The organism is Chitinolyticbacter albus, assembly GCF_024437655.1.
Classification (GTDB): Bacteria; Pseudomonadota; Gammaproteobacteria; order Burkholderiales; family Chitinibacteraceae; genus Chitinolyticbacter; species Chitinolyticbacter albus.
Genome location: NZ_JANBVF010000002.1, coordinates 32,499 through 53,290, shown reverse-complemented (window position 1 = coordinate 53,290; position 20,792 = coordinate 32,499). Strand labels below are relative to the sequence as shown.

Annotated in this window: 24 protein-coding genes; 21 read left to right on the top strand and 3 right to left on the bottom strand. The window is 64.3% G+C overall.

Annotated features, from left to right (window positions below):
- The first annotated feature begins 117 nt into the window (after positions 1 to 117).
- From folD to NLI84_RS01870, 12 genes are all read left to right on the top strand, one after another.
- Positions 118 to 975, top strand: a complete 858-nt coding sequence (folD, locus tag NLI84_RS01925; protein WP_255987805.1) for a bifunctional methylenetetrahydrofolate dehydrogenase/methenyltetrahydrofolate cyclohydrolase FolD — start codon at positions 118 to 120, stop codon at positions 973 to 975.
- Positions 975 to 2,000, top strand: coding sequence for a quinone-dependent dihydroorotate dehydrogenase (locus NLI84_RS01920; protein WP_255987901.1), 1,026 nt, complete (start codon positions 975 to 977; stop codon positions 1,998 to 2,000). The genes folD and NLI84_RS01920 overlap by 1 nt, the downstream gene beginning before the upstream one ends.
- 117 nt (positions 2,001 to 2,117) lie before the next feature.
- Positions 2,118 to 2,699, top strand: a complete 582-nt coding sequence (gene rsxA, locus NLI84_RS01915) for an electron transport complex subunit RsxA (protein ID WP_255987804.1) — start codon at positions 2,118 to 2,120, stop codon at positions 2,697 to 2,699.
- Positions 2,696 to 3,250: an electron transport complex subunit RsxB gene (gene rsxB, locus NLI84_RS01910; protein WP_255987802.1), complete on the top strand. Its 555-nt coding sequence runs from the start codon at positions 2,696 to 2,698 to the stop codon at positions 3,248 to 3,250. The genes rsxA and rsxB overlap by 4 nt, the downstream gene beginning before the upstream one ends.
- Complete coding sequence (gene rsxC, locus NLI84_RS01905) at positions 3,247 to 5,292, top strand: electron transport complex subunit RsxC (RefSeq protein ID WP_255987800.1); 2,046 nt, start codon at positions 3,247 to 3,249, stop codon at positions 5,290 to 5,292. The genes rsxB and rsxC overlap by 4 nt, the downstream gene beginning before the upstream one ends.
- On the top strand, positions 5,289 to 5,819 hold the full coding sequence (locus NLI84_RS01900) for an RBBP9/YdeN family alpha/beta hydrolase (RefSeq protein WP_255987799.1): 531 nt from the start codon (positions 5,289 to 5,291) through the stop codon (positions 5,817 to 5,819). Before rsxC ends, NLI84_RS01900 begins: the two co-directional genes overlap by 4 nt.
- 40 nt (positions 5,820 to 5,859) lie before the next feature.
- Positions 5,860 to 6,315 (top strand): HAD domain-containing protein, encoded by a 456-nt coding sequence (locus tag NLI84_RS01895; RefSeq protein WP_255987798.1) that lies wholly within the window; start codon positions 5,860 to 5,862, stop codon positions 6,313 to 6,315.
- Positions 6,312 to 7,337 carry an RnfABCDGE type electron transport complex subunit D gene (locus tag NLI84_RS01890; protein ID WP_255987796.1) on the top strand — a complete coding sequence of 342 codons (1,026 nt, stop codon included), beginning with the start codon at positions 6,312 to 6,314 and terminating at the stop codon, positions 7,335 to 7,337. Before NLI84_RS01895 ends, NLI84_RS01890 begins: the two co-directional genes overlap by 4 nt.
- On the top strand, positions 7,334 to 7,969 hold the full coding sequence (gene rsxG, locus NLI84_RS01885) for an electron transport complex subunit RsxG (RefSeq protein WP_255987794.1): 636 nt from the start codon (positions 7,334 to 7,336) through the stop codon (positions 7,967 to 7,969). Before NLI84_RS01890 ends, rsxG begins: the two co-directional genes overlap by 4 nt.
- Positions 7,966 to 8,658 carry an electron transport complex subunit E gene (locus tag NLI84_RS01880; RefSeq protein ID WP_255987793.1) on the top strand — a complete coding sequence of 231 codons (693 nt, stop codon included), beginning with the start codon at positions 7,966 to 7,968 and terminating at the stop codon, positions 8,656 to 8,658. The genes rsxG and NLI84_RS01880 overlap by 4 nt, the downstream gene beginning before the upstream one ends.
- On the top strand, positions 8,655 to 9,305 hold the full coding sequence (nth, locus tag NLI84_RS01875; RefSeq protein ID WP_255987792.1) for an endonuclease III: 651 nt from the start codon (positions 8,655 to 8,657) through the stop codon (positions 9,303 to 9,305). Before NLI84_RS01880 ends, nth begins: the two co-directional genes overlap by 4 nt.
- A 261-nt stretch (positions 9,306 to 9,566) precedes the next feature.
- Positions 9,567 to 10,004, top strand: coding sequence for a hypothetical protein (locus tag NLI84_RS01870; protein WP_255987791.1), 438 nt, complete (start codon positions 9,567 to 9,569; stop codon positions 10,002 to 10,004).
- A gap of 127 nt (positions 10,005 to 10,131) precedes the next feature.
- Here NLI84_RS01870 and flhA read toward each other — a convergent pair whose 3' ends face one another.
- Both flhA and flhB read right to left on the bottom strand, forming a co-directional pair.
- A complete protein-coding gene (gene flhA, locus NLI84_RS01865) occupies positions 10,132 to 12,228 on the bottom strand; it encodes a flagellar biosynthesis protein FlhA (RefSeq protein ID WP_255987789.1) in 2,097 nt (698 codons plus the stop codon).
- A gap of 95 nt (positions 12,229 to 12,323) precedes the next feature.
- Positions 12,324 to 13,469, bottom strand: a complete 1,146-nt coding sequence (gene flhB / locus NLI84_RS01860) for a flagellar biosynthesis protein FlhB (protein WP_255987788.1) — start codon at positions 13,467 to 13,469, stop codon at positions 12,324 to 12,326.
- Positions 13,470 to 13,632: 163 nt separating this feature from the next.
- Between flhB and NLI84_RS01855 the strand changes: the two genes are divergently transcribed.
- The 9 genes from NLI84_RS01855 (at position 13,633) to NLI84_RS01815 (ending at position 19,297) form a co-directional block, all read left to right on the top strand.
- On the top strand, positions 13,633 to 14,682 hold the full coding sequence (locus NLI84_RS01855; RefSeq protein ID WP_255987786.1) for a flagellar hook-length control protein FliK: 1,050 nt from the start codon (positions 13,633 to 13,635) through the stop codon (positions 14,680 to 14,682).
- A gap of 132 nt (positions 14,683 to 14,814) precedes the next feature.
- Positions 14,815 to 15,348 (top strand): flagellar basal body-associated FliL family protein, encoded by a 534-nt coding sequence (locus tag NLI84_RS01850; protein WP_255987784.1) that lies wholly within the window; start codon positions 14,815 to 14,817, stop codon positions 15,346 to 15,348.
- A gap of 39 nt (positions 15,349 to 15,387) precedes the next feature.
- On the top strand, positions 15,388 to 16,404 hold the full coding sequence (fliM, locus tag NLI84_RS01845; protein WP_255987783.1) for a flagellar motor switch protein FliM: 1,017 nt from the start codon (positions 15,388 to 15,390) through the stop codon (positions 16,402 to 16,404).
- Positions 16,397 to 16,828 carry a flagellar motor switch protein FliN gene (gene fliN / locus NLI84_RS01840; RefSeq protein ID WP_255987782.1) on the top strand — a complete coding sequence of 144 codons (432 nt, stop codon included), beginning with the start codon at positions 16,397 to 16,399 and terminating at the stop codon, positions 16,826 to 16,828. The genes fliM and fliN overlap by 8 nt, the downstream gene beginning before the upstream one ends.
- 1 nt (position 16,829) lies before the next feature.
- Complete coding sequence (gene fliO, locus NLI84_RS01835) at positions 16,830 to 17,243, top strand: flagellar biosynthetic protein FliO (RefSeq protein ID WP_255987781.1); 414 nt, start codon at positions 16,830 to 16,832, stop codon at positions 17,241 to 17,243.
- The gene (fliP, locus tag NLI84_RS01830; RefSeq protein WP_255987777.1) at positions 17,236 to 17,979 is read left to right on the top strand and encodes a flagellar type III secretion system pore protein FliP; all 744 of its coding nucleotides are present in this window, start codon (positions 17,236 to 17,238) and stop codon (positions 17,977 to 17,979) included. Before fliO ends, fliP begins: the two co-directional genes overlap by 8 nt.
- A gap of 10 nt (positions 17,980 to 17,989) precedes the next feature.
- A complete protein-coding gene (gene fliQ / locus NLI84_RS01825; protein WP_255987776.1) occupies positions 17,990 to 18,259 on the top strand; it encodes a flagellar biosynthesis protein FliQ in 270 nt (89 codons plus the stop codon).
- Positions 18,260 to 18,262: 3 nt separating this feature from the next.
- Positions 18,263 to 19,063 (top strand): flagellar biosynthetic protein FliR, encoded by an 801-nt coding sequence (gene fliR / locus NLI84_RS01820; RefSeq protein ID WP_255987774.1) that lies wholly within the window; start codon positions 18,263 to 18,265, stop codon positions 19,061 to 19,063.
- Between the two features lie 24 nt (positions 19,064 to 19,087).
- A complete protein-coding gene (locus NLI84_RS01815; protein ID WP_255987772.1) occupies positions 19,088 to 19,297 on the top strand; it encodes a hypothetical protein in 210 nt (69 codons plus the stop codon).
- 67 nt (positions 19,298 to 19,364) lie between these two features.
- Here NLI84_RS01815 and NLI84_RS01810 read toward each other — a convergent pair whose 3' ends face one another.
- Positions 19,365 to 20,744 (bottom strand): C13 family peptidase, encoded by a 1,380-nt coding sequence (locus NLI84_RS01810; protein WP_255987770.1) that lies wholly within the window; start codon positions 20,742 to 20,744, stop codon positions 19,365 to 19,367.
- Between the last annotated feature and the right edge of the window lie 48 nt (positions 20,745 to 20,792).

Below are 20,792 nucleotides of genomic sequence, written 5' to 3'. Positions count from 1 at the left end.
TATCGGTGCGCCGGGGTTTGTCCGCTCAAGCAGGGATGCGACAATACGCCCTATCTGTTTACCCCCGCTTTTCTCGCATTGATCGGCGCATCACGCCGGTTTTCATGGAGTTTCCCGATGTCTGCACAAATCCTCGACGGCAAGGTCATTTCGCAGGAAATCATACGCGACGTGCGCGCTCGCGTAGACGCACGCGTGGCCGGTGGCCATCGCGCACCGGCGTTGGCCGTGGTCCTCGTCGGTAGCGATCCGGCGAGCCAGGTGTACGTTGGCAACAAGAAGCGGCAGTGCGAAAACGCCGGCATTACTTCGATTGCCTACGATCTGCCGGCCGATACCCGCGAGGAAGACCTGCTGGCGCTGGTGCAGCAACTGAACGACGACGATGCCGTCGATGGCATCCTGGTGCAACTGCCGCTGCCCAAGCACCTGGACGCCGAAAAGATCATCGAGCTGATCGATCCTGTGAAGGATGTCGATGGTTTCCACCCCTATAACATCGGCCGCCTCGCGCTGAAGATGCCGTTGTTGCGCCCATGCACCCCGCGTGGCGTGATGACGCTGCTGGAGCGTACCGGCATCGATCTCGTCGGCAAGGATGCGGTGATCGTCGGCGCGTCCAATATCGTCGGCCGCCCGCAAGCGCTGGAACTGCTGCTGGCGCGCGCCACGGTCACCGTCTGCCACAGCAAGACGAAGGATCTGGCCGCCAAGGTGGCCGGCGCCGATGTGGTGGTGGCCGGCGTCGGCATACCCGAATTCGTGAAGGGCGCCTGGATCAAGCCGGGCGCCATCGTGATCGACGTCGGCATCAACCGGCTCGAGACTGGCAAGCTCGTTGGCGACGTGGAATTCGCCGCCGCTGCTGAGCGTGCCAGCTGGATCACCCCGGTGCCCGGTGGCGTCGGCCTGATGACAGTGGCCACGCTGATGCAGAACACCTACGACGCTTGCGTCAACCGCGCGGGGGCATGATGGCGTACGGCCTGTTTCGCCCGCTGGTGTTCATGCTCGACGCCGAGCGTTCGCACCGCCTGACCCTGAAAGCTGCCGATGCGTTGCATTCGCTCGGCTTCCTGCGCGCCTTCACGCCCAGCATCGAGCCCGATCCGGTGCAAGTGATGGGGTTGACCTTCCCCAATCCGGTGGGCCTCGCGGCCGGGCTCGATAAGAACGGCGAACATATCGATGCGCTGGCCGATTTTGGTTTCGGCTTCATCGAGGTGGGCACCGTCACGCCGCGGCCGCAACCGGGCAACCCCAAACCGCGGTTGTTCCGCCTGCCCCAGGCCGAAGCCATCATCAACCGCATGGGTTTCAACAACGATGGGGTCGATGCGCTGATCGCCAATGTGCGCGAGTCGCAGTACAAGGGCATCCTTGGCATCAATATCGGCAAGAACTTCGATACGCCGATCGAGAATGCCACCGATGATTACCTGATTGGGCTGGAAAAGGTGTACGAGTACGCCAGCTACGTCACGGTCAATATCTCCAGCCCCAACACCAAGAACCTGCGCCAGTTGCAGCAGGCGGACGAGTTGGGCCAGCTCCTGTCACGGCTGAAGCAAAAGCAGATCGCGCTGGCGGACCAGCATGGCCGTTATGTACCGGTGGCGCTGAAGATCGCGCCGGATCTGGAGGCCAACCAGATCGAGGATATCGCCGAGCGGCTTGTTGCCAGCAAGATCGATGCGGTGATCGCCACCAATACCACGCTGTCGCGCGTCGGCGTCGAGCATGTGCCGCATGGCAACGAGGCCGGTGGCCTTTCGGGGGCACCGGTGCGTGCCAAGTCCACTCACGTGATCCGCGAGCTCGCCGAGCTGCTGCAGGGCGAAGTGCCCATCATCGGCGTCGGCGGCATTCTGTCGGGCGAGGATGCGGTCGATAAGATCCACGCCGGGGCTAGCCTCGTGCAGCTCTATAGTGGTCTGATCTATCACGGCCCGGCGCTGGTGGCCGACTGCGCCGAAGTGATCGCGCGCACGCGTTTCTGATCGAAACGGGCGGCGCCGGCGCGGCGTTGCTCGATTCGACTGGTGCGGGGTGATGGCCCCGTTTTGCTCTGAACGCGACTAGTTGCCCCGGCCCTGTCCGTGCGCACGCGGATGACGATGGAACTGAATCACTATCTCCTGGTGCTGGTCGGCGCGGTGTTCGTCAACAACGTGGTGCTGACGCGCATCCTCGGCCTGTGCCCCTTCATGGGGGTTTCCAAGAAGCTGGAAGCGTCGGTCGGCATGGGCCTCGCGACGGCTTTCGTGCTGACGCTTGGTTCCGGAGTGAGCTGGTGCATCGACCAGCTGTTGGTGGCCTGGCAGCTGGAATACCTGCGCACGCTGGCCTTTATCGTGATGATCGCGGCCATCGTGCAGTTCACCGAGATGTTCATCCACAAGATGAGCCCGGTGCTGTATCAGGTGCTGGGCATCTATCTGCCGCTGATCACCACCAACTGCGCGGTGCTCGGCGTGCCGCTGATCAATGCGCAGGCCCGGCATGGCTTCACCGAATCACTGCTGTTCGGTTTCGGTTCGGCCGTCGGCTTTTCGCTGGTACTGATCCTGTTCGCCGCAGTCCGCGAGCGGCTGGAGGGCGCGGACGTGCCCGAGGCGCTGCGCGGTACGCCCATCGCGCTGATCACCGCTGGATTGATGAGCCTCGCCTTTATGGGCTTTGCCGGGATGGTGCGATGAGCGCACTGGGGCTCTCGCTGATGCTGATGGCGGGCCTCGCGCTGCTGCTGGGCGCAGTGCTCGGCTTCGCGGCGGTCCGTTTTCGCGTCGAAGGTGACCCGATCGCGGCGCAGATCGACGCCATCCTGCCGCAGACCCAATGCGGTCAGTGCGGTTACCCCGGCTGCAAACCGTACGCCGAAGCCATTGCCAACGACGAGGCTGATATCAACCAATGCCCGCCCGGTGGCGATGACGGCGTGCGCAAGCTGGCTGAACTACTGGGGCGCGACTACAAGCCGCTGAATGCCGAGCACGGTGCGCCCGCGCCCCGCGCGCTGGCGGTGATCGACGAGGCGCGCTGCATCGGCTGTACCCTGTGCATTCAGGCCTGTCCGGTCGACGCCATCGTCGGCGCGGCCAAGCATATGCACACGGTGATCGCCGCCGAATGCACCGGCTGCGAGCTGTGCATCGCTCCCTGTCCGGTCGATTGCATCGCCATGCTGCCTGTGGGGGTCACCATACCCACCTGGCGCTACCCGACCATCCCGCTCAAGGTGGTGGCATGAGCGTGCGCCAGCTCCATCGCTTTCATGGCGGCGTGCACCCGCCCGAACACAAGATGGCGTCGAACGGCAGCCGGATCGAGCCTGCGCCCTTGCCGCCGCAACTGATCATTGCGCTGTCGCAGCATATCGGCAGCCCGGCCGAGCCGCTGGTGGCGGTCGGCGAGCGGGTGTTGAAGGGGCAGATGATCGCGCAGGCGAGCGGTACGCTATCGGCCGCCGTGCACGCGTCGAGCTCGGGCACGGTGCTCGCCATCGAGCCGCGCCCCAGCGCCCACCCTTCGGGGCTGGCCGCGCCCTGCATCGTGATCGCCACTGACGGCGAAGAGCGCTGGCTGGAGCGCCAGCCGGTGCCATGGCGCGACTGGCTGGCCGCGGGCGATGTCCGGGCGATCCGCGACTACCTGCGCGACATGGGTGTGGTTGGCCTCGGTGGCGCCATGTTTCCGTCGCATCTCAAACTCACGGGGGGCGCGCTGCAAACGCTGGTGATCAACGGCGCCGAGTGCGAGCCCTATATCAGCTGCGACGACAGGCTGATGCGCGAACGGGCCGGCGAAATCGTCGCCGGCATCGCCCTCTTGGCCGAGCTCACGCAGGCGAGCGAAGTACTGGTCGGCATCGAGGACAACAAGCCCGAGGCCATCGAGGCGATGCGGCTGGCCGCCGGCGGTAGCGCCATCGACATCGTCGCTGTGCCGACGATCTACCCATCGGGCGGCGCCAAGCAGCTGATCCGCATCCTCACTGGCAAGGAGGTGGCGGCCGGCGTGCGCAGCACCGATCTGGGCGTGCAGTGCTTCAATGTTGGCACCGTCTACGCCGCTTACCGCGCGCTGGAGCACGGCGAGCCGCTGATCAGCCGCATCGTCACGCTGACGGGCACGGTGGCCAAGCCCGGCAATGTCGAGGCGCTGCTCGGCACGCCGCTCGACTTCCTGCTGCATCACGCCGGCGCTCACGACGAGATGGAAGCCTGCATTTATGGCGGGCCGATGATGGGTTTCGCGCTACCTACGCTCGCGGCCGGGCTCACCAAGGCGGGCAACTGTCTGCTCGCCAAGAGCCAGGCCATCTTGCCGCGCGCACCAGCCGAGATGCCGTGCATACGCTGCGGCGCCTGCGCCGATGCTTGCCCAGCCGAGCTGCAGCCGATGGATCTGTACTGGTTTGCCCGCAGCAAGCAGTTCGGCCGCGCGCAGGAGCGTAACCTGTTCGACTGCATCGAGTGCGGCGCCTGCGCCTACGTCTGCCCCAGTCATATCCGGCTGGTCGATTATTATCGCTACGCCAAGTCCGAGATCTGGGCGGCCGAGCGTGACAAGCAGGCGGCGGATCTCGCCCGCGAGCGCCACACCTTCCGCCAGTTCCGGCTGGAACGCGACAAGCAGGAAAAGGCCGAGCGCTTGGCCGCGCGTGCTGCCGCGGCCAAGCAGCAGGCAGCGGGCAAAGCCGAAGCCGCAGCCAAGACGGCGCAGGCCGCTACGGCCGTGGAGCAGGCCAGCGCAGCGAACGCCTCTATGCCTGCAGGCGATACCGTAGCCGCATCGAAAGGAGCGCCCAGCATGGACGACAAACAAGCCAAGATCGCCGCCGCCATGGCCCGCGCCGCCGCGCGCCGGGCCGGCACGCCGGCCACCGGCGACACCCCTGACCCCGTCTTGCCGTCAGTTGCCGCCGCGCAGAACGAACCAGCCACGCCGGCGCCGGCCCTCACCGAATCCGCGGCGACGCCTGCTGGCTCGGACGATGCCGCCGCGCTGCGCGCCGAGCGCATCCGCCAGGCGATGGCGACCGCCAAGGCGCGTCGGACCGGCACGCTGGCGCCGCCGCCGGCGGACCCCAAGCAACAGAAGCGCGAGATGGAGGCCGCGCGCCTCGCCGCAATGAGCGTGGACGAACGCGCCGCGCTGGAAGCAGAAAAGAAAGCCAAGATCGCCGCCGCCATGGCGCGCGTCGCTGCGCAGCGCCAGGGGGAAGAAACGTCCGCGCAGCGCCAAAGCGAGGACCAACCGGCGCAGCGCGGCGACGAGGAAAAGTCATGATCGTGCTGACTGTCCCCGGCATCGGCGGCTCAGGCCCCGAGCATTGGCAAAGCCGTTGGGAAGCGCTGCATGCCGATACCCGCCGCGTCGAACAAGCCGATTGGAACCAGCCGCAGCGGGATGCCTGGCTATCCCGGCTCGATGCCGCCGTCGCGAACGCCGGGCCCGATTGCGTGCTCGCGGCGCATAGTCTGGGCTGCCTGCTGGTCGCGCACTGGGCAAGCCAACGCCCTCGATCCATCCGCGGCGCGCTGCTGGTGGCGGTGCCCGACCCCGACGGCCCGGTTTTCCCCGCCGCGGCGGCGGAGTTCACGTTGCTGCAGCAGGCACTGCCATTTCCCACACTCGTTGTAGCCAGTCGCAACGATCCATATGCTGACTTCGAATTCAGCGAGCGGATCACGCGTGCCTGGGGTGCCAAGCTGGTGGACGCCGGCGCGCATGGCCACTTGAATGCCGATTCCTCCGGCCTAGATGATTGGCCGGCAGGACGCGCCTTGCTCGCGCCGTGGAGCCGCGATGCATAGCGCGGATGCCCAGCTGATCGTGCGTACACCGGGTCCGGCAGTGCTATTTCTCGATATCGATGGCGTGCTGCATCCCGGATTTGTGGAAACACTGGAACATCTGCCGTTGCTTGAGCGGGCGCTACGCGGCTATCCCCATGTCGACGTGGTGGTTTCTTCCAATTGGCGCTGCAATCGCACAATAGCGGAACTGCAATTGCTGCTGGGCCGGCTCGGCGCCAGGGTCATCGGTTGCACGCCAGAATTTCCTGGCCGTGCGCGCGAGGAGGAGATCGACTGGTTTTGCCACTACTTCGCGGTGGGCGAGCGACTGGTGCTTGATGACGACGAAAGCCAGTTCAGACCTGCCGCACCCGGGGTATTCCTGATCAATCCTGAAACCGGTCTGACCGGGGATGACCTGTGCTTTGTACGGCGCTGGGCAAGCCGGTCCGGGTGCTTCGATCCGTTGCATGCGCTATCGTTCGGTCGCTTTGCGCTCAGGCGGCGCGCATGAAAACCTCCCCCTTCCTGATCGAGCCGACGCCGCTGCAGCGGGTGATGTTCACCGTGGCGGTGGCCTTGCTGCCGGGCATCGTGCTGCATGTCGGTGTTTACGGCATCGGCCTGCTGCTGCAGCTGTTGCTTGCAACGGCGACGGCGCTGCTGACCGAAGCGATCTGCCTGAAGCTGCGCGGGCGCGCATTGCAGCCGGCGCTGACCGATGGCTCCGCCGTGGTGACGGCCTGGCTGCTGGCGCTGTGCATGCCGCCACTGGCGGCGTGGTGGCTGGTGGTGCTGGGCACGGTGGTAGCGATCGGGTTGGCCAAGCACGCCTTTGGCGGGCTGGGGCAGAACACGTTCAACCCGGGCATGGTCGGTTTTGCCGTGCTCATCGTGTCCTTTCCGGCGCAGATGGCGCGCTGGGGCGCGCCCCTGGTGCTGCCGGCGCTGGATCTATCCGCGCTCGACCAGATCCGCTTGATCCTGGCTGGCGCCTTGCCCCCCGGCGTGGGGTTCGATGCGATCGCATCGGCGACGCCGCTGGACGCAGTGCGTACCGCGCTGCGCCAGGGCCAGATGGTGCCGGCGATCCTGCAATCGCCCCAATTCGGCGATATCGGCGGCAAGGGCAGCGAATGGATCGCCGCTGGCTGGCTGGCCGGTGGCCTGCTGCTGTGGCGGCAGAAGCTGATCCCGTGGCAGTTGCCGGTGGGCTATCTGGGCGCCGTCGTAGCCTGTTCGGGTCTTGCGCATCTGCTTGATGCCCAGCAGTACGCGTCACCACTGTTCCAGCTCAGTACCGGCGCGGTGATGCTGGCGGCTTTCTTTATTGTTACCGATCCGGTCACGGCACCGACCACGCCGCGCGGCCGGCTGCTCTTTGCTGCGCTCGCGGGCCTGCTTACCTGGTTGATCCGCAGCTTTGGCAACTATCCAGATGGGGTAGCTTTTGCCGTACTGATCATGAATATCGCCGCGCCCTTTATCGACCAGTACACGCAGCCTGCGGTGTTCGGGCGCAAGGGTGCGCGATGAGCTCGGCGGCGCGAAGCAGCCTGCGCGGCGCATTGACACTGCTGGTGTTTGCACTCATTTGCACCGCGCTGATGTCGGTCACCTGGCTGTTGACGCGCGCGCGCGTCGCCGACAACGAGCAGGCCGCGCGGCTGGCGCTGCTGGGCGAGGCGTTGCCGGGTATCCATTACGACAACGATCCCGTCGCCGACGCGATCACCTTGCCAGCCGATGCAGCCGCCCAGCTTGGCCAGGCGACGGCGCAGGCCTATCCGGCGCAGCGCTTGGGGGTGACGCAGGCCGTGGTGATCGAAGCCACCGCGCCCGACGGCTACGCCGGGGCGATCAGGCTGCTGGTGGGCGTGGGCCGTGACGGGCGCGTCCTGGCGCTGCGCGTGATCGGCCACAAGGAAACCCCGGGCTTGGGCGACTATATCGAAGCGACCAAGTCGGCATGGAGCGCGCAGTTCACCGGCGCGTCGCTGCAATCGCCCCCTGAGTCGCAATGGGCATTGACCAAGGACGGCGGCCGGTTCGACTACATGGCCGGCGCAACGATCACGCCGCGTGCGGTAGTACGGGCGGTGAAAGCGGCGCTGGCAGTGGTGGCGGCACGGCGCGTGATGCTGTTTGGCGAGGAGGGGGAGCGATGAACCGAAGCGAAGCTCGCGAGATCGCCAGCAACGCGCTGTGGAAACAGAACGCTGGCCTCGTGCAATTGCTGGGGCTGTGTCCAGTGCTGGTGATCTCCAGCAATATCGTCAATGCGGTATCGCTGGGGCTGGCGACCAGCATGGTGATGCTGCTCTCGGGGATGGCGGTGGCGGCGGTACGCGACTTCGTGCCGAACGAGCTGCGCAGCCCCATCTTCATCCTGATCATCGCCGCGCTCGTCACCATGGTCGACCTGCTGTTCAACGCCTACGCGCATGGGCTCTATCTGGTGCTGGGCATCTTCATCCCGCTGATCACCACCAATTGCATCGTGCTGGCGCGCGCCGAAGCGTTCGCCTCGCGCCAGCCCGTGCTGGCGGCCGGCTGGGACGGGCTGATGATGGGGCTGGGATTGACCGGCGTGCTGGCGGGGTTGGGGGCGATCCGCGAGCTCGCGGCGCGCGGCACACTGTTTTCCAACCTCGATCTGGTCTTTGGGCCCGTCGCGCGGGCCTGGACCATCCATGTGATTCCGGCCGATGCCGGCTACCAGTTCCTGCTCGCCAGCCTGCCGCCTGGCGCCTTTTTCGGCCTGGCGCTGCTGATCACCGGCAAGAAGCTACTCGATCGTCGCGCCGAACGCCGCGCCGCGGCGCCATCCGTCCCACTGCACACAGAACCGGCATGAACAAGGCTACCCGCTACACCTTCTACCAACGCCTCGCCGAGCTCGACCCCAATCCGACCACCGAACTCGAATACACCACGCCGTTCGAGTTGCTGACCGCCGTGCTGCTGTCGGCGCAGGCGACCGACGTCGGCGTGAACAAGGCAACGCGCCGGCTCTATCCGGTGGCCAACACCCCCGCCACCATCCTGGCGCTGGGGCAGGAGGGGCTGGAATCGTATATCGCCACCATCGGGCTCTATCGCAGCAAGGCCAAGCACTTGCTGGCGACCTGTCGCATCCTGCTGGAGCAGCACGACGGCGAGGTACCGCGCGACCGCGTATCGCTGGAGGCGCTGCCCGGCGTCGGTCGCAAGACGGCCAATGTGATCCTCAACACCGCTTTTGGCGAGCCGACCATCGCGGTCGATACCCATATCTTCCGCGTTGGCAATCGCACGGGGCTTGCGCCCGGCAAGGACGTGAACGCGGTCGAGCAGAAACTCTTGAAGGTCACCCCACCGGAGTTTCGTCTCAATGCGCACCACTGGCTGATCCTGCATGGCCGCTACGTGTGCAAGGCCCGCCGTCCCGAATGCTGGCGCTGCGTGGTGAACGATGTGTGCGATTACCGGCCGAAGGAACTGACGCCGCCCAAGGGGCGTTAGCCGAAGTTGCTTTTAAACGGGGAAGCATGTTTGGCGTTGCAATGAGTGGGCTGCGATTTGGTACTGCAGCCATGGCTTCAGCATCAATGGCGCGAAGGATCGCTCCCCGGCAGTACGCCATGAGCTCCCCTTTACGACAGTTCACTGGGAGTCTGGTAAACAGTTTGTATTGATTGCCTGGAATGCCATACCGTACCAGATCAATTCAATTTAAAGAGTGATGGTGATGCTATGAAGCAGTGCAGTTTTTCGGGATTTGCAATGCTTGCTGTCTTCGCTTTGGTTGAGGCCAGTTCCGCGGCGGAAGCCGTTCCGGAGGAAGTGAAAAAGGAAGTGCTAAGGGGTTGCCGTAGTGCGATTGTTGCGCCTCAAGTGGCAGAGTATGTGCGTCGGGCAACTGCAGCTAGAGGGAAGGCGCCTAGTCAGACTGAAATTGATCTCGTCATTGCGCCCACGCTTACCGAAGCACTGCAACCAGCGTTTGTGGCATGCGACTGCGTTTATGAGAGCATGGTTGCCACCTATCCTCCTGGGTGGCATTCCGAGTCACCGACAAAAATAATTGGCGAGTCCGGGTTCAAGCAAATCTTCATGACATGCTTCAGCAATACCATCTCGGACAAGCGCATAACCGAACAAATTAGAAAGAACGCGGTGTCTGCCAAGTTGAGGCTGGAGTCCCCTTCCGAGAAAGAGTGAAGCCGAGGCGAGGAGCACCGATGGAAGTCCGCCACGGGGTGCGCAGTACGCGCCTCATGGATTCGTATCGTATTACGTACACGTTATGTGTCGATGCTCGTAGCGGCAGCCAGCGAGCGCTTGATGTTCACGCCGCCCCCAGCACCCCAACGATCCGTATCGTCTTGTTGTCCGGAATCTCGGTGTGCGAGATCACTCTGAGGCCTGGGATGGAGCGGCGCAAAAAGCGGCTCAGCATCGGCCGCAGCTGGGCCGGGGTGATCAGCACGGTGGAGAGGCCTTGCGCCTCCAGGTTCTCGGTCAATTGCGAGGCCTGTTTCAGCAGGCGCTCGGCAAGGCCCGGCTCTAGCCCGCCGGGGGATTTGCCGCTGGCGGCCGAGAGCAGGATGTTTTCCAGTTGCGGTTCCAGCGCCACCACCGGCAATTCGTTCTCGCCGGGGAACAGCTGGTGGACGATGGCGCGGCCCAGCGCGACGCGCACGGCCGCGGTGAGCTCGTCCAGATCCTGGTTGCGCGGAAAGTGCTCGCCTAGCGTTTCCAGGATGGTGCGCAGATCGCGAATGTGCATGCCTTCGTCCAGCAGGTTCTGCAGCACCTTCTGCAGCGTGGCGAGCGGCACCATCTTGGGCACGATGTCCTCGACCAGCTTGGGTGACTCCTTGGCGAAATGATCGAGCAGCGCCTGCACTTCCTCGCGGCCGAGCAATTCGGCAGCGTGGCCTTGCAGCGTGTTGGAGATATGCGTGCCGACGACGGTGGAGGTGTCGACCACGGTGTAGCCCATGGCTTGCGCCTGTTCGCGCAGGCTGGCGTCGATCCAGGTGGCGGGCAGGCCGAAAGTGGGGTCCTTGGTCTGGGTGCCTGCCAGCGAGCCGGAGGCATTGCCCGGATTGATCGCCAGCCATTGCCCGGCATAGGCCTCGCCGACGCCGACATCGACGCCCTTGAGCAGGATGCGGTACTGGTTGGGCTTGAGCTCGAGATTGTCGCGGATATGTACGGCGGGCATCAGAAAGCCCAGTTCCTGCGCCAGCTTCTTGCGGATGCCGCGGATGCGGCGCAGCAGTTCGCCATCCTGGTTGCGATCGACCAGCGGTATCAGGCGGTAACCCACTTCCAGCCCGACCGGATCGACTGGCTGCACGTCGGCCCAGCTGACTTCTTGCAGTGGTTGCTCGGCCGGGGCCACGGCACCGGGCTGGCCCGGTTGACCGGGCACGCCGGGCTGCCCTGGAGCGGGCGGTGGTGCCAGCAGTTTTTCCCGTTCGCGCTTTTCGATATACCAGGCGATGCCAGCCGCGAGCGCGGCCATGGTCAGGAACGCGAGGTGCGGCATGCCGGGGATGATGCCGAGGATGGCCATCACGCTGGCGACGATATAGAGCACCTGCGGGTTGGCGAACAACTGGCCCAGCAGCTGCTCGGAGATATCCTTGTCGGTGCCGACGCGCGACACCACGATGCCGGCTGCCACCGAGATGATGAGGCCGGGCACCTGGGCGACGAGGCCGTCGCCGATGGTCAGCAGCGTGTAGGTCTCGCCGGCTTCGGCAAAGGGCAGATCGTGCTGCACCACGCCGACGATCAGGCCGCCCACCAGGTTGATCACCATGATCAGGATGCCGGCGACCGCATCGCCGCGCACGAACTTGGACGCACCATCCATGGAACCGAAGAAATCCGCTTCCTGCGCAATCGTACTGCGGCGGCGGCGCGCTTCCTCTTCGCCGATCAGGCCGGCGTTGAGATCGGCGTCGATCGCCATCTGCTTGCCGGGCATGGCGTCCAGCGTGAAGCGGGCGCTCACTTCGGCGATCCGGCCGGCACCCTTGGTGATCACGACGAAGTTGATGATGGTGAGGATGACGAAGGCGACGATGCCGACGGCGAGGTTGCCGCCGATCAGCACGTGGCCGAAGGCCTCGATCACCTTGCCGGCCGCATCGCCGCCGGTGTGGCCTTCGGTGAGCACCAGCTTGGTCGAGGCGACGTTGAGCGACAGCCGCAACAGCGCGGTGAACAGCAGCACCGTGGGAAAGCTGGAGAACTCAAGCGGCTCGCGCGTGTAGAGGCTGACCATCAGCACCACGACTGACAGCGCGATGTTGAAGGTGAACAGCAGATCGAGCAGCAGCGGCGGCAGCGGCAGGATCATCATGCCGAGCACCATCAGCACCAGCACGGGGCCGGCGAGCTTGGTGTAGTTGAAGTTACGCCACCACATGGGTCAGGGTCTGTTCACAGTAGTAAGTTCTAGGCTGCGTTTGCGGCAGTTCGGCGGGTGGTGCTTACGGGTTGCGGGCGATTCTACCGGAATGCTCAGGGTGTGGTGCTCGGCGCTCCGGGGTCGAGCTCGGGCGGTACCGGCAGCGTGTCGTTCAGTCTGGGTTCCTGCCCACCCTGGCGACGGAACTCGCGCAGCTGGAAGATATACGCCAGCACTTCGGCTGCGGCCGTGTAGAGCGCCGCGGGAATCTCCTCGCCGAGCTCGGCATGGTGATACAGCGCGCGGGCGAACGGGGGCGTGCGTACCACCGTCACCTTGTGCTCCTCACCGATCTCGATGATGCGCTCGGCCAGGAGGAAGGCGCCCTTGGCGACGACCACCGGCGCGCGCATCTTGGATGTGTATTGCAGCGCCACCGCATAGTGGGTCGGGTTGGTCACGATCACATCGGCCTTGGGGATATTGGCCATCATGCGCTTTCTCGCCGCTTCGCGCTGCAGCTGGCGGATGCGGCCCTTGATCTGCGGATCGCCCTCGGATTCGCGGTACTCGCGCTTGACCTCTTCCTTGGTCATGCGCAGGCCTTTGTAGTAATCCCACAACTGGTAGGGCACGTCGATCAACGGGATCAGCGCCATGCCGCCGACCACCAGCAGCAAGGTGTGGCGGATCATCTGCCACAGATACGAAAAGCCGACGTCCTCGGGCATGGTGATCAGCTGGACGAACTCGTCCCGCTCGCTCCACAGCACGGCGGCAGCCACGCCGCCGATCAGGGCGGATTTGAGTATGGTCTTGGTCATTTCCACCAGCGAGCGGATCGAGAACATCCGCTTGATGCCGGTAGCCGGGTTCATCCGGGAAAAATTGGGCGTCAGCGTCTCGGTGGTGAGCAGCAACCCACCGATGGCCAGCGGCGTGCTCACGCCGACGATCACACAAACCAGGAACAAGGGCAGGATGGCCTTCAAGGCCTCGCCGCAGGCGGCAACGAATTGCGTGAGCTGCAGGTTGGGGTCGATCAGCTCGGCCCGATCGAACGTCAGCTCGGAGATGAACAACTGCCTGAACACGTCCATCAGGTCCGGCCCCATCACCAGGATGGCGACGAGGCCGCCCAGCAGCACGGTAAAGGTGGAGAGCTCCTGCGAGCGTGGGATCTGCCCCTTGCGACGCGCCTCTTCCAGGCGCCTTCCCGTCGCCGCTTCGGTTTTTTCTGCGTCTGAATCTTCGGCCATGCACCCGCTCCTTGCTGTGGGCAAGTCTAGGGCCTGCCGTCGATTGTGTCACGGCTGCACAGGACCAAAAACGGCCCTATACCGCGCGGTGCTCCCTGGCATGGCGGGCTGGCATTGGATTTGCTTGTAATTGGGCGAACCAGCCAACCAGGGAATTCCCAACATGCCCAGCGCCGTGCATCTGATCAGCAACAGCCAGGCTGCCAACAAACCCGCAAACACGCCAGCACCCGCCGCGAAGGGCGAGGAAAGGGAGAGCTTTGGCAAGGTATTCGCCGACGAGATGAACGGCGATGGCAAGGCGCTACCCCTCAAGCAAAAACAGGGCAAGGCCAGCGCCGATACGCCGGATCTGGCTGGCCGCGTGGCCGCGCACGCCTGGCTCGCCGAGCTGCAGTTGAGCGCCAACCCGGACGTGCAGGCCATCAAGCTGCCGGTCGCATCCGGGCTCGACAGCACCAGCGACCCGGTCGCGGCGATGAAGGCGTGGCTGGCCGGCGCGACCGGCAAGCCCGGCGCGACCGGCAAGGAAGAAGCCAGCACGGCGTCGCAATTGGCGCAGGCGTCGGTGAAGGAAGGCAAGGCAGAACTTGCCGCCGACGGCAAGGTCTTGCCGCTTGCTACCCACAGCGAGGGTGAGGAATTGCCGGTCGACGCCGAAACGGCCCCCCCCATGTTCCGGGCTGCAAGCGAAACCACCAGCCAGCCCAGCGTCGCCAAGAGCGAAGCACCGGCGGTCAAGCCCAGCCACTATGTGCCAGAGCCCGTGGGCAGTAATCGCTGGGGGGACGCCGTGGCGCAACGCGTGGCGCTGATGCTGGGCAAGCAGGAGCAGCAGATCGAAATGCAGCTGAACCCGCCGCACCTGGGGCCGATGGAAGTGCGCTTGTCGCTGGCTGCGGACAACGCCAGCGTGGTGTTTGCCAGCCAGCACGCCGGCGTGCGCGAAGCGCTGGCCGCGGCTACTCCAAGGCTGTCGGCGCTGCTGGCCGACCAGGGCATCCAGCTGGTCAACGTGCAGGTGGCGTCCGATACGCTGAACCAGCATACGCAGCAGCAACAGGCGTCCGCCGGACAGCAGCAACAGGGCGGTAGCCAACCGCAAGGCCCGGGTGGTCCCAATGGTGATCAGGCCGAAACGCTCAATGTCGAACAGCTGTCTGGTGCCGTGCATTTGCCCGTGGCGCGATCGGGGCTCAGTCTTTACGCTTGATGCAAGAAACTGGGTTAAGACGTAAGCCTTGATGCTTGTTTTTCTTACAATTTTGGGTTATAAACTGCGCGTGTAACAACCCAGAATCACCCTGTCCAACCGGGGTGTTTTCCGAATCAGGAAGAGGTGAGAATGGCAGAGGCGAAAGTCGTGGAGCCTGGCAAGGGCAAGAAGACGATGACGATCGTGCTGATCGTCGTGGTCGTTGCGCTGGTGCTGGTTGTTGCGCTGGGTGTCGTTGCCTTTCTGTTACTGCGCTCGCCGGCGACCGAGCAATACGATGAGTCGAGTGCATCGCAGTCCGAAGGCGGCCATAAGAAGAAGGCCAAGAAGAAGGCGGAGCATGAGATGCCGCCAGTCTACGAGAAGCTACAGACCATCACCGCCAACCTCAGCAGCGAGGAGGAGGACATGGTGGTGCAGACCGAGATCGTGCTCGAAGTGGCCGATCCGGAAACTCAGGCCGAACTGAAGAATATCCTGCCCAAGGTGCAGGCCGAGACGATCAAGCTGATCCGCAGCAAAGCGCCTGCCGAGGTGCGCACTGTGGCCGGCACTGACAAGCTGGCGGGTGAGATCCGCGATAACATCAATCAGATGTTGCACGTGGATAGCAAGGACGAAGGTGTACTCTCGGTGAACTTCACTACATTTATCATGCAATGAGCCGATAACACGGTTCAGCGCATCACTTAAGCGGTAATCATGGCGGACGACATCCTTTCCCAGGAAGAGGTCGACGCGCTATTGCGCGGTGTGACCGGCGAGGAGGATACAGGCGACGAGCAGCTCGACGCCTCGTCGGTGCGCGCCTATGACATCGGCCGTCAGGAACGCATCGTGCGTGGGCGCATGCCCACGCTGGAAATCATCAACGAGCGTTTCGCCCGCTATCTGCGCGTGGCGCTGTTCAATTTCATGCGCCGCAACGCCGAGATCAGCGTCGGGCCGATCAAGGTGCAGAAGTACAGCGAGTTCATCCGCAACCTGGTGGTGCCGACCAACCTCAACCTGATCCACATGAAGCCGCTGCGCGGCACCGGTCTGTTCATCTTCGACCCGGATTTCGTGTTCCTGGTGGTGGACAACCTGTTCGGCTCCGATGGCCGCTATCACGTGCGGGTGGAAGGGCGTGATTTCACGCCGACCGAACAGCGCATCATCCAGCGCCTCTTGGAAGTGGTGTTCGAGGAGTACCAGAAGGCCTGGAAGCCGGTATTCGAGTGCGAGTTCGGCTACGTGCGCTCGGAAATGAATACCCAGTTCGCCAATATCGCCACGCCGACCGAAGTGGTGGTGTCATACACGTTCAAGATCGAGTTGGGCGCCGGTGGCGGCGATTTCCACATCTGCTTCCCGTACTCGATGATCGAGCCCATACGCGACATCCTCTACAGCTCGATGCAGGCCGACCGCATCGAAGCGGACAATCGGTGGCTCAAACTGTTGCAGAAACAGGTACAGAACGCGGAGGTCGATCTCGTGGCGACGCTGGGCAATGCCAAGATCACGCTGGGTGACATCGTCAACCTCAAGTCCGGTGATGTGATCTCGCTGGAGATTCCGCAGGCCATCGTCGCCGAGGTGGACGGGGTGCCGGTGCTCGAATGCAAGTATGGTATTCTCAACGGCCAATACGCATTGCGCGTGAACAAGGTGCTGAGCTCGTCCGAAGGCGGTCTTGGCGCGGACGACGAGAAGCTGGGAGAGCAAAATGGCTGACGACACGCCGCAGCAAGATGGCGACGTGATGGACGACTGGGCGGCCGCGATGGCCGAACAGGCCGAAGAGGAAGCCGCCGCCGCTCCCGCACCTGCCGCACAGGTCCAGCCGGCCGATATCTTCGAGCGCTTCGACGCGCAGTTGCCCGGTAGCAGCGGCCCGAACAACATCGACATGATTCTAGATATCCCGGTCACGCTGACCGTGGAGCTGGGTCGCACCAAGATCGCCATCCGCAGCCTGCTGCAGCTGGCGCAGGGCTCGGTGGTCGAACTCGATGGCTTGGCTGGCGAACCGATGGATGTCCTCGTCAACGGCTGCCTGATCGCTCAGGGCGAAGTCGTCGTCGTGAACGACAAATTCGGGATCCGCCTGACCGACATCATCACCCCGGCGGAACGCATCCGCCGCCTGCACAAGTAACATGTTCCGCCTGCCGTGCCGCTACGCGGCGCTGTGGTCCTTGCCGCTGGCCGCTCATGCGGCCGAAGTGCCGGGCCCTGGCATCGCGCAGTTCGGCCAGACACTGCTCGCGCTGTGCTTCGTCATCGCGCTCATCGTCGCCGCTGCCTTCCTGATGCGTCGTTTCTCACTGTTGCCGATGGCCGCTGGCAGCCGCCTGCGCGTGGTGTCGGGCGTGATGGTCGGCGCCAAGGAGCGGGTGGTCATCGTCGAGGTCGAGTCGACCTGGCTCGTGGTTGGCGTGACCAGTGAGAACGTCAATCTGCTGCATACCCTGCCGCGCCCGGCTGACGCGCCACCCGCGCCGCAGGCGGCAATCCCCGTGTTCGCCGAAAAGCTGGCGGCCTTGATGAAACGGAACAAGCCCGATGCGTAAATGGCTGCCTCTTGCCGCATTGGCTTTGGCGGCAATGCCTGCAATGGCTGCCGATCCGGGCGTGCCTTTTATGACGGCGACGCAGGGGGCGGCTGGCGGCACGGCGTACAGCCTGACCATAGAGACGCTGCTGTTCCTCACGGCGCTCACTTTCCTGCCGGCGATGCTGCTGATGATGACGGCGTTCACCCGCATCGTCATCGTGCTCTCCTTGCTGCGCCAGGCGCTTGGCACTATGCAGGCGCCACCCAACCAGGTGATCGTCGGGCTATCGCTGTTCCTCACGCTGTTCGTGATGTCGCCGGTGCTCGATCGCATCTATAACGAGGCCTACAAGCCCTACGGCGAGCAGCAGCTGACCTTTATGCAGGCGGTGGACAAGGGCTCGGTACCGCTGAAGGACTTCATGCTCAAGCAGACGCGGCAGAAGGATCTGGCGTTCTTTATCGAGCTCTCCGGCACCGCCCAGCCCAAGGGGCCGGAGGATGTGGGCCTGAAGGTGCTGGTGCCAGCCTTCGTGACCAGTGAATTGAAGACTGCGTTCCAGATCGGCTTCATGGTGTTCATCCCCTTTCTCATCATCGACTTCGTGGTGGCGAGTATCCTGATGGCGATGGGGATGATGATGGTGTCGCCGGTAATGATCTCGCTGCCGTTCAAGCTGATGCTGTTCGTGCTGGTCGATGGCTGGACGCTGCTCTTGGGCTCGCTGGTGCAGAGCTTCTACGTCGGATAGGAGAGACGCGATGACGCCGGAAACCGTGGTATCGCTGGTGCAGCGCGGCATGGAGGTGATGGTGCTGGTGGCAGGCCCCATCCTGGTCGCCATCCTTATCACCGGCCTGATCGTCAGCGTGTTCCAGGCGGCGACGCAGATCAACGAAGCGACGTTGTCCTTTATCCCCAAGCTCCTGATCGCTTTCCTCGTGTTCATCTTCGCCGGCTCGTGGATGGTGCAGATCGTGGTCGACTTCACCATCCGGCTCTACGAGAGCATTCCGCAAATGATAGGGTGAGCCGTGCTCACGATCACCCAGGCGCAGATCGATCTCTGGCTAGCCCTGTTGTGGTGGCCCTTTTTGCGCGTGCTCGGCTTTATGCTGGCCGACCCCTTCTATTCCAGCCGCTCCATCAGCATGCAGGTGCGCGTGCCGCTGTGCCTGTTGCTCACGGTGCTGATTTCGCCGCTGTTGCCCGCTCCGCCGGCCTTTGCTGTGGTGTCGCCACAGGGTGTGCTGATCGCGGTGAACCAGCTGGTGATCGGGCTGGCGATCGGCTTCGCGGTGCGCCTGGTGTTCACCACGGTCGAGATGGCGGGCAATATCGCCGGCCTGCAGATGGGCATGGGATTTGCGATGTTCTACGATCCGCAAACCTCTGCCAACACCCCCGTGGTCGGCCAGTTGTTCAGCCTGCTCAATATCCTGGTCTTCCTCGCGCTGGGCGGGCATCTGGTGATGCTCAAGGTGCTGGTGGAAAGCTTTGGCCAGGTGCCCATCGTTGCCGATCCGCTCGGCGCCGCCGGCTTCAGGCTGCTGGCTGAGCAGGGCGGGATGATCTTTCGCATGGGGGTCTTGCTGGCATTGCCGGTGATCGGTTCCTTGCTGATCACCAACCTCGCGATCGGCGTGATGACGCGCGCGGCGCCGCAACTCAATGTGTTCGCGGTGGGTTTTCCACTGATGCTGGCGATCGGCGTGGCTACCGTATCCATCATGCTGCCTTTCCTGCCTCCTCATATCGAGAGCCTGATTGCCGGGCTTGTCGAGCGCGTGGCGCAGATGGCGGGGCTGTTCGCGGGGCAGCCTGCGGCGCGCTGATCTTCCTACCTTGGCTATTGCACCGTGTACATCATTCTGATCGGCTACCTCTACGTGATCGTCATGTTTGCCGCTGGCACGGGCGACGTGATCAAGGGCGGGCTGCTGTTCTTTTTCCTGGGATTTCTGCCGGCATGGCTGCTGTTCTGGCTCAAGCGCAAGGGCCAGATCAAGCGCACCGAAGATCGGGCGGAACCGGAGGATCAAGCCGGCCCCCGCGCCGAAAACGAGTAACGCGGAGCCGCAAGGGCGCGCCTCCTGCGTGTGAGGCTGCTACACGCGCGCTGCCGCCGGTGGCGGTTCAGCGCTCGGCTGGTGCGAGCGGGCCGCGGCGTAATGGAAGCACGGGAAAGCGCCGCGCAAACTCGGCGCCGAGGGCGAGCTGCGGATTGGAGTGCTCGTACTCCTCGGCGGCTTCGCGTTTGAGGATGGCGGCCTTGGCGGCGTTGAACGCGGGCTGCAGTCGCGCCTCCTTACCCAGCGCATCGACGATGAAGGCGCGGCCGAAGTAGGTGTATTCCTCGTTGTCCGAGCAGCCGAACGAGGTGTGCTTGGCATCGGCGGCAGTCACTACAGCGCTGTAGGGATCGGCCAGCGGTTTGAGATAACCGCCGGAATAACAGGCGGAAACGGCGACCAGCTTCCAGCGTATTCCTGCTGATTTGAGCGTTTCGGCCAGCCATTGCGGCGTGATCGGGGCGAGCTCCAGCTCGGGATAGGACAGGCTGAACGCGTGATCCTCGCCGCCATGGCTGGTGAGATAGAGCACCAGCATGTCCTCGGCGGGATTCATCAACCGACCGACCTCGCGGATCGTGGCTGCCAGGGTGTCGCGGCTGGCCATGGGCCGGCGATCGGCGCTGGCGGCGGCGTTGGCGAGTAGCACATCCCGCCCGCCGTGCGGATCGGCGAAGCGCTGGCGCGCAGCCTCGGCCTCGCGCAGGAACACCGTCTGGCCACCGAAGCCTGCCACGGCGATGGTGTAGACATCGACGGCGCCGGGCACTTCCGGCGTCAGCTGGTTCAGCGCCTGGTGCAGCAGCTCGGGTTGGCGAAAGAACAGCGCGGTTTCGGGGAGCGGCGGTGTCGGGGCGACCGGTTCGGCGACGTCCTGGGTATCCTGCGCATCGGCCAACCAGAGCGGCGATTCGGGGTAATAGAGCTGGAAGCCCACGAGTCCGCCGACCGCGATCAAGGTGGTCACCAGCGCGCGCAGTCGCCCGCTGCGCCACAGCTGGCGCAGCAGCGCGAGACCCAGCCAGCAGTACGGCAGCAACACCAGCGTCCATGACAAGCGATAGCGCCACAGCTGGGCTGCACGGCCGTCCCACCAAGGCTGCCGCAGCAACTCGTACCCGCCGACCCACAGCGGCAGCAGCAGCAGCGACAGGGCCATCCACATCACCGGCAGCCGTTGCGCCCAACGCTGCTCGCGCGGCCCGAACCATTGGCCGACCAGCAGCAGCCACAGCAGCGGCATCAGCGCCGCCGGCAAGGCGAAGACGTTGATCTCGCCGGGGTAGCCGCGCCACCAGATCAGCACGGCGATCTCCGCGCTGAGCGACAGCACGGTCAGCCAGATCAGCCAGAATAGCGAGGCCGGCCAGTGTTCGATGGGGTTGCCGCGCAGCACGAGGCTGCGCAGTGCGAGGGTGATCAGTCCAGGTCGTGAGCGGAACATGACAGCCGGCGAAGTTGAGCTGCTGTCGAGCTTACCACGAGGCCGGGC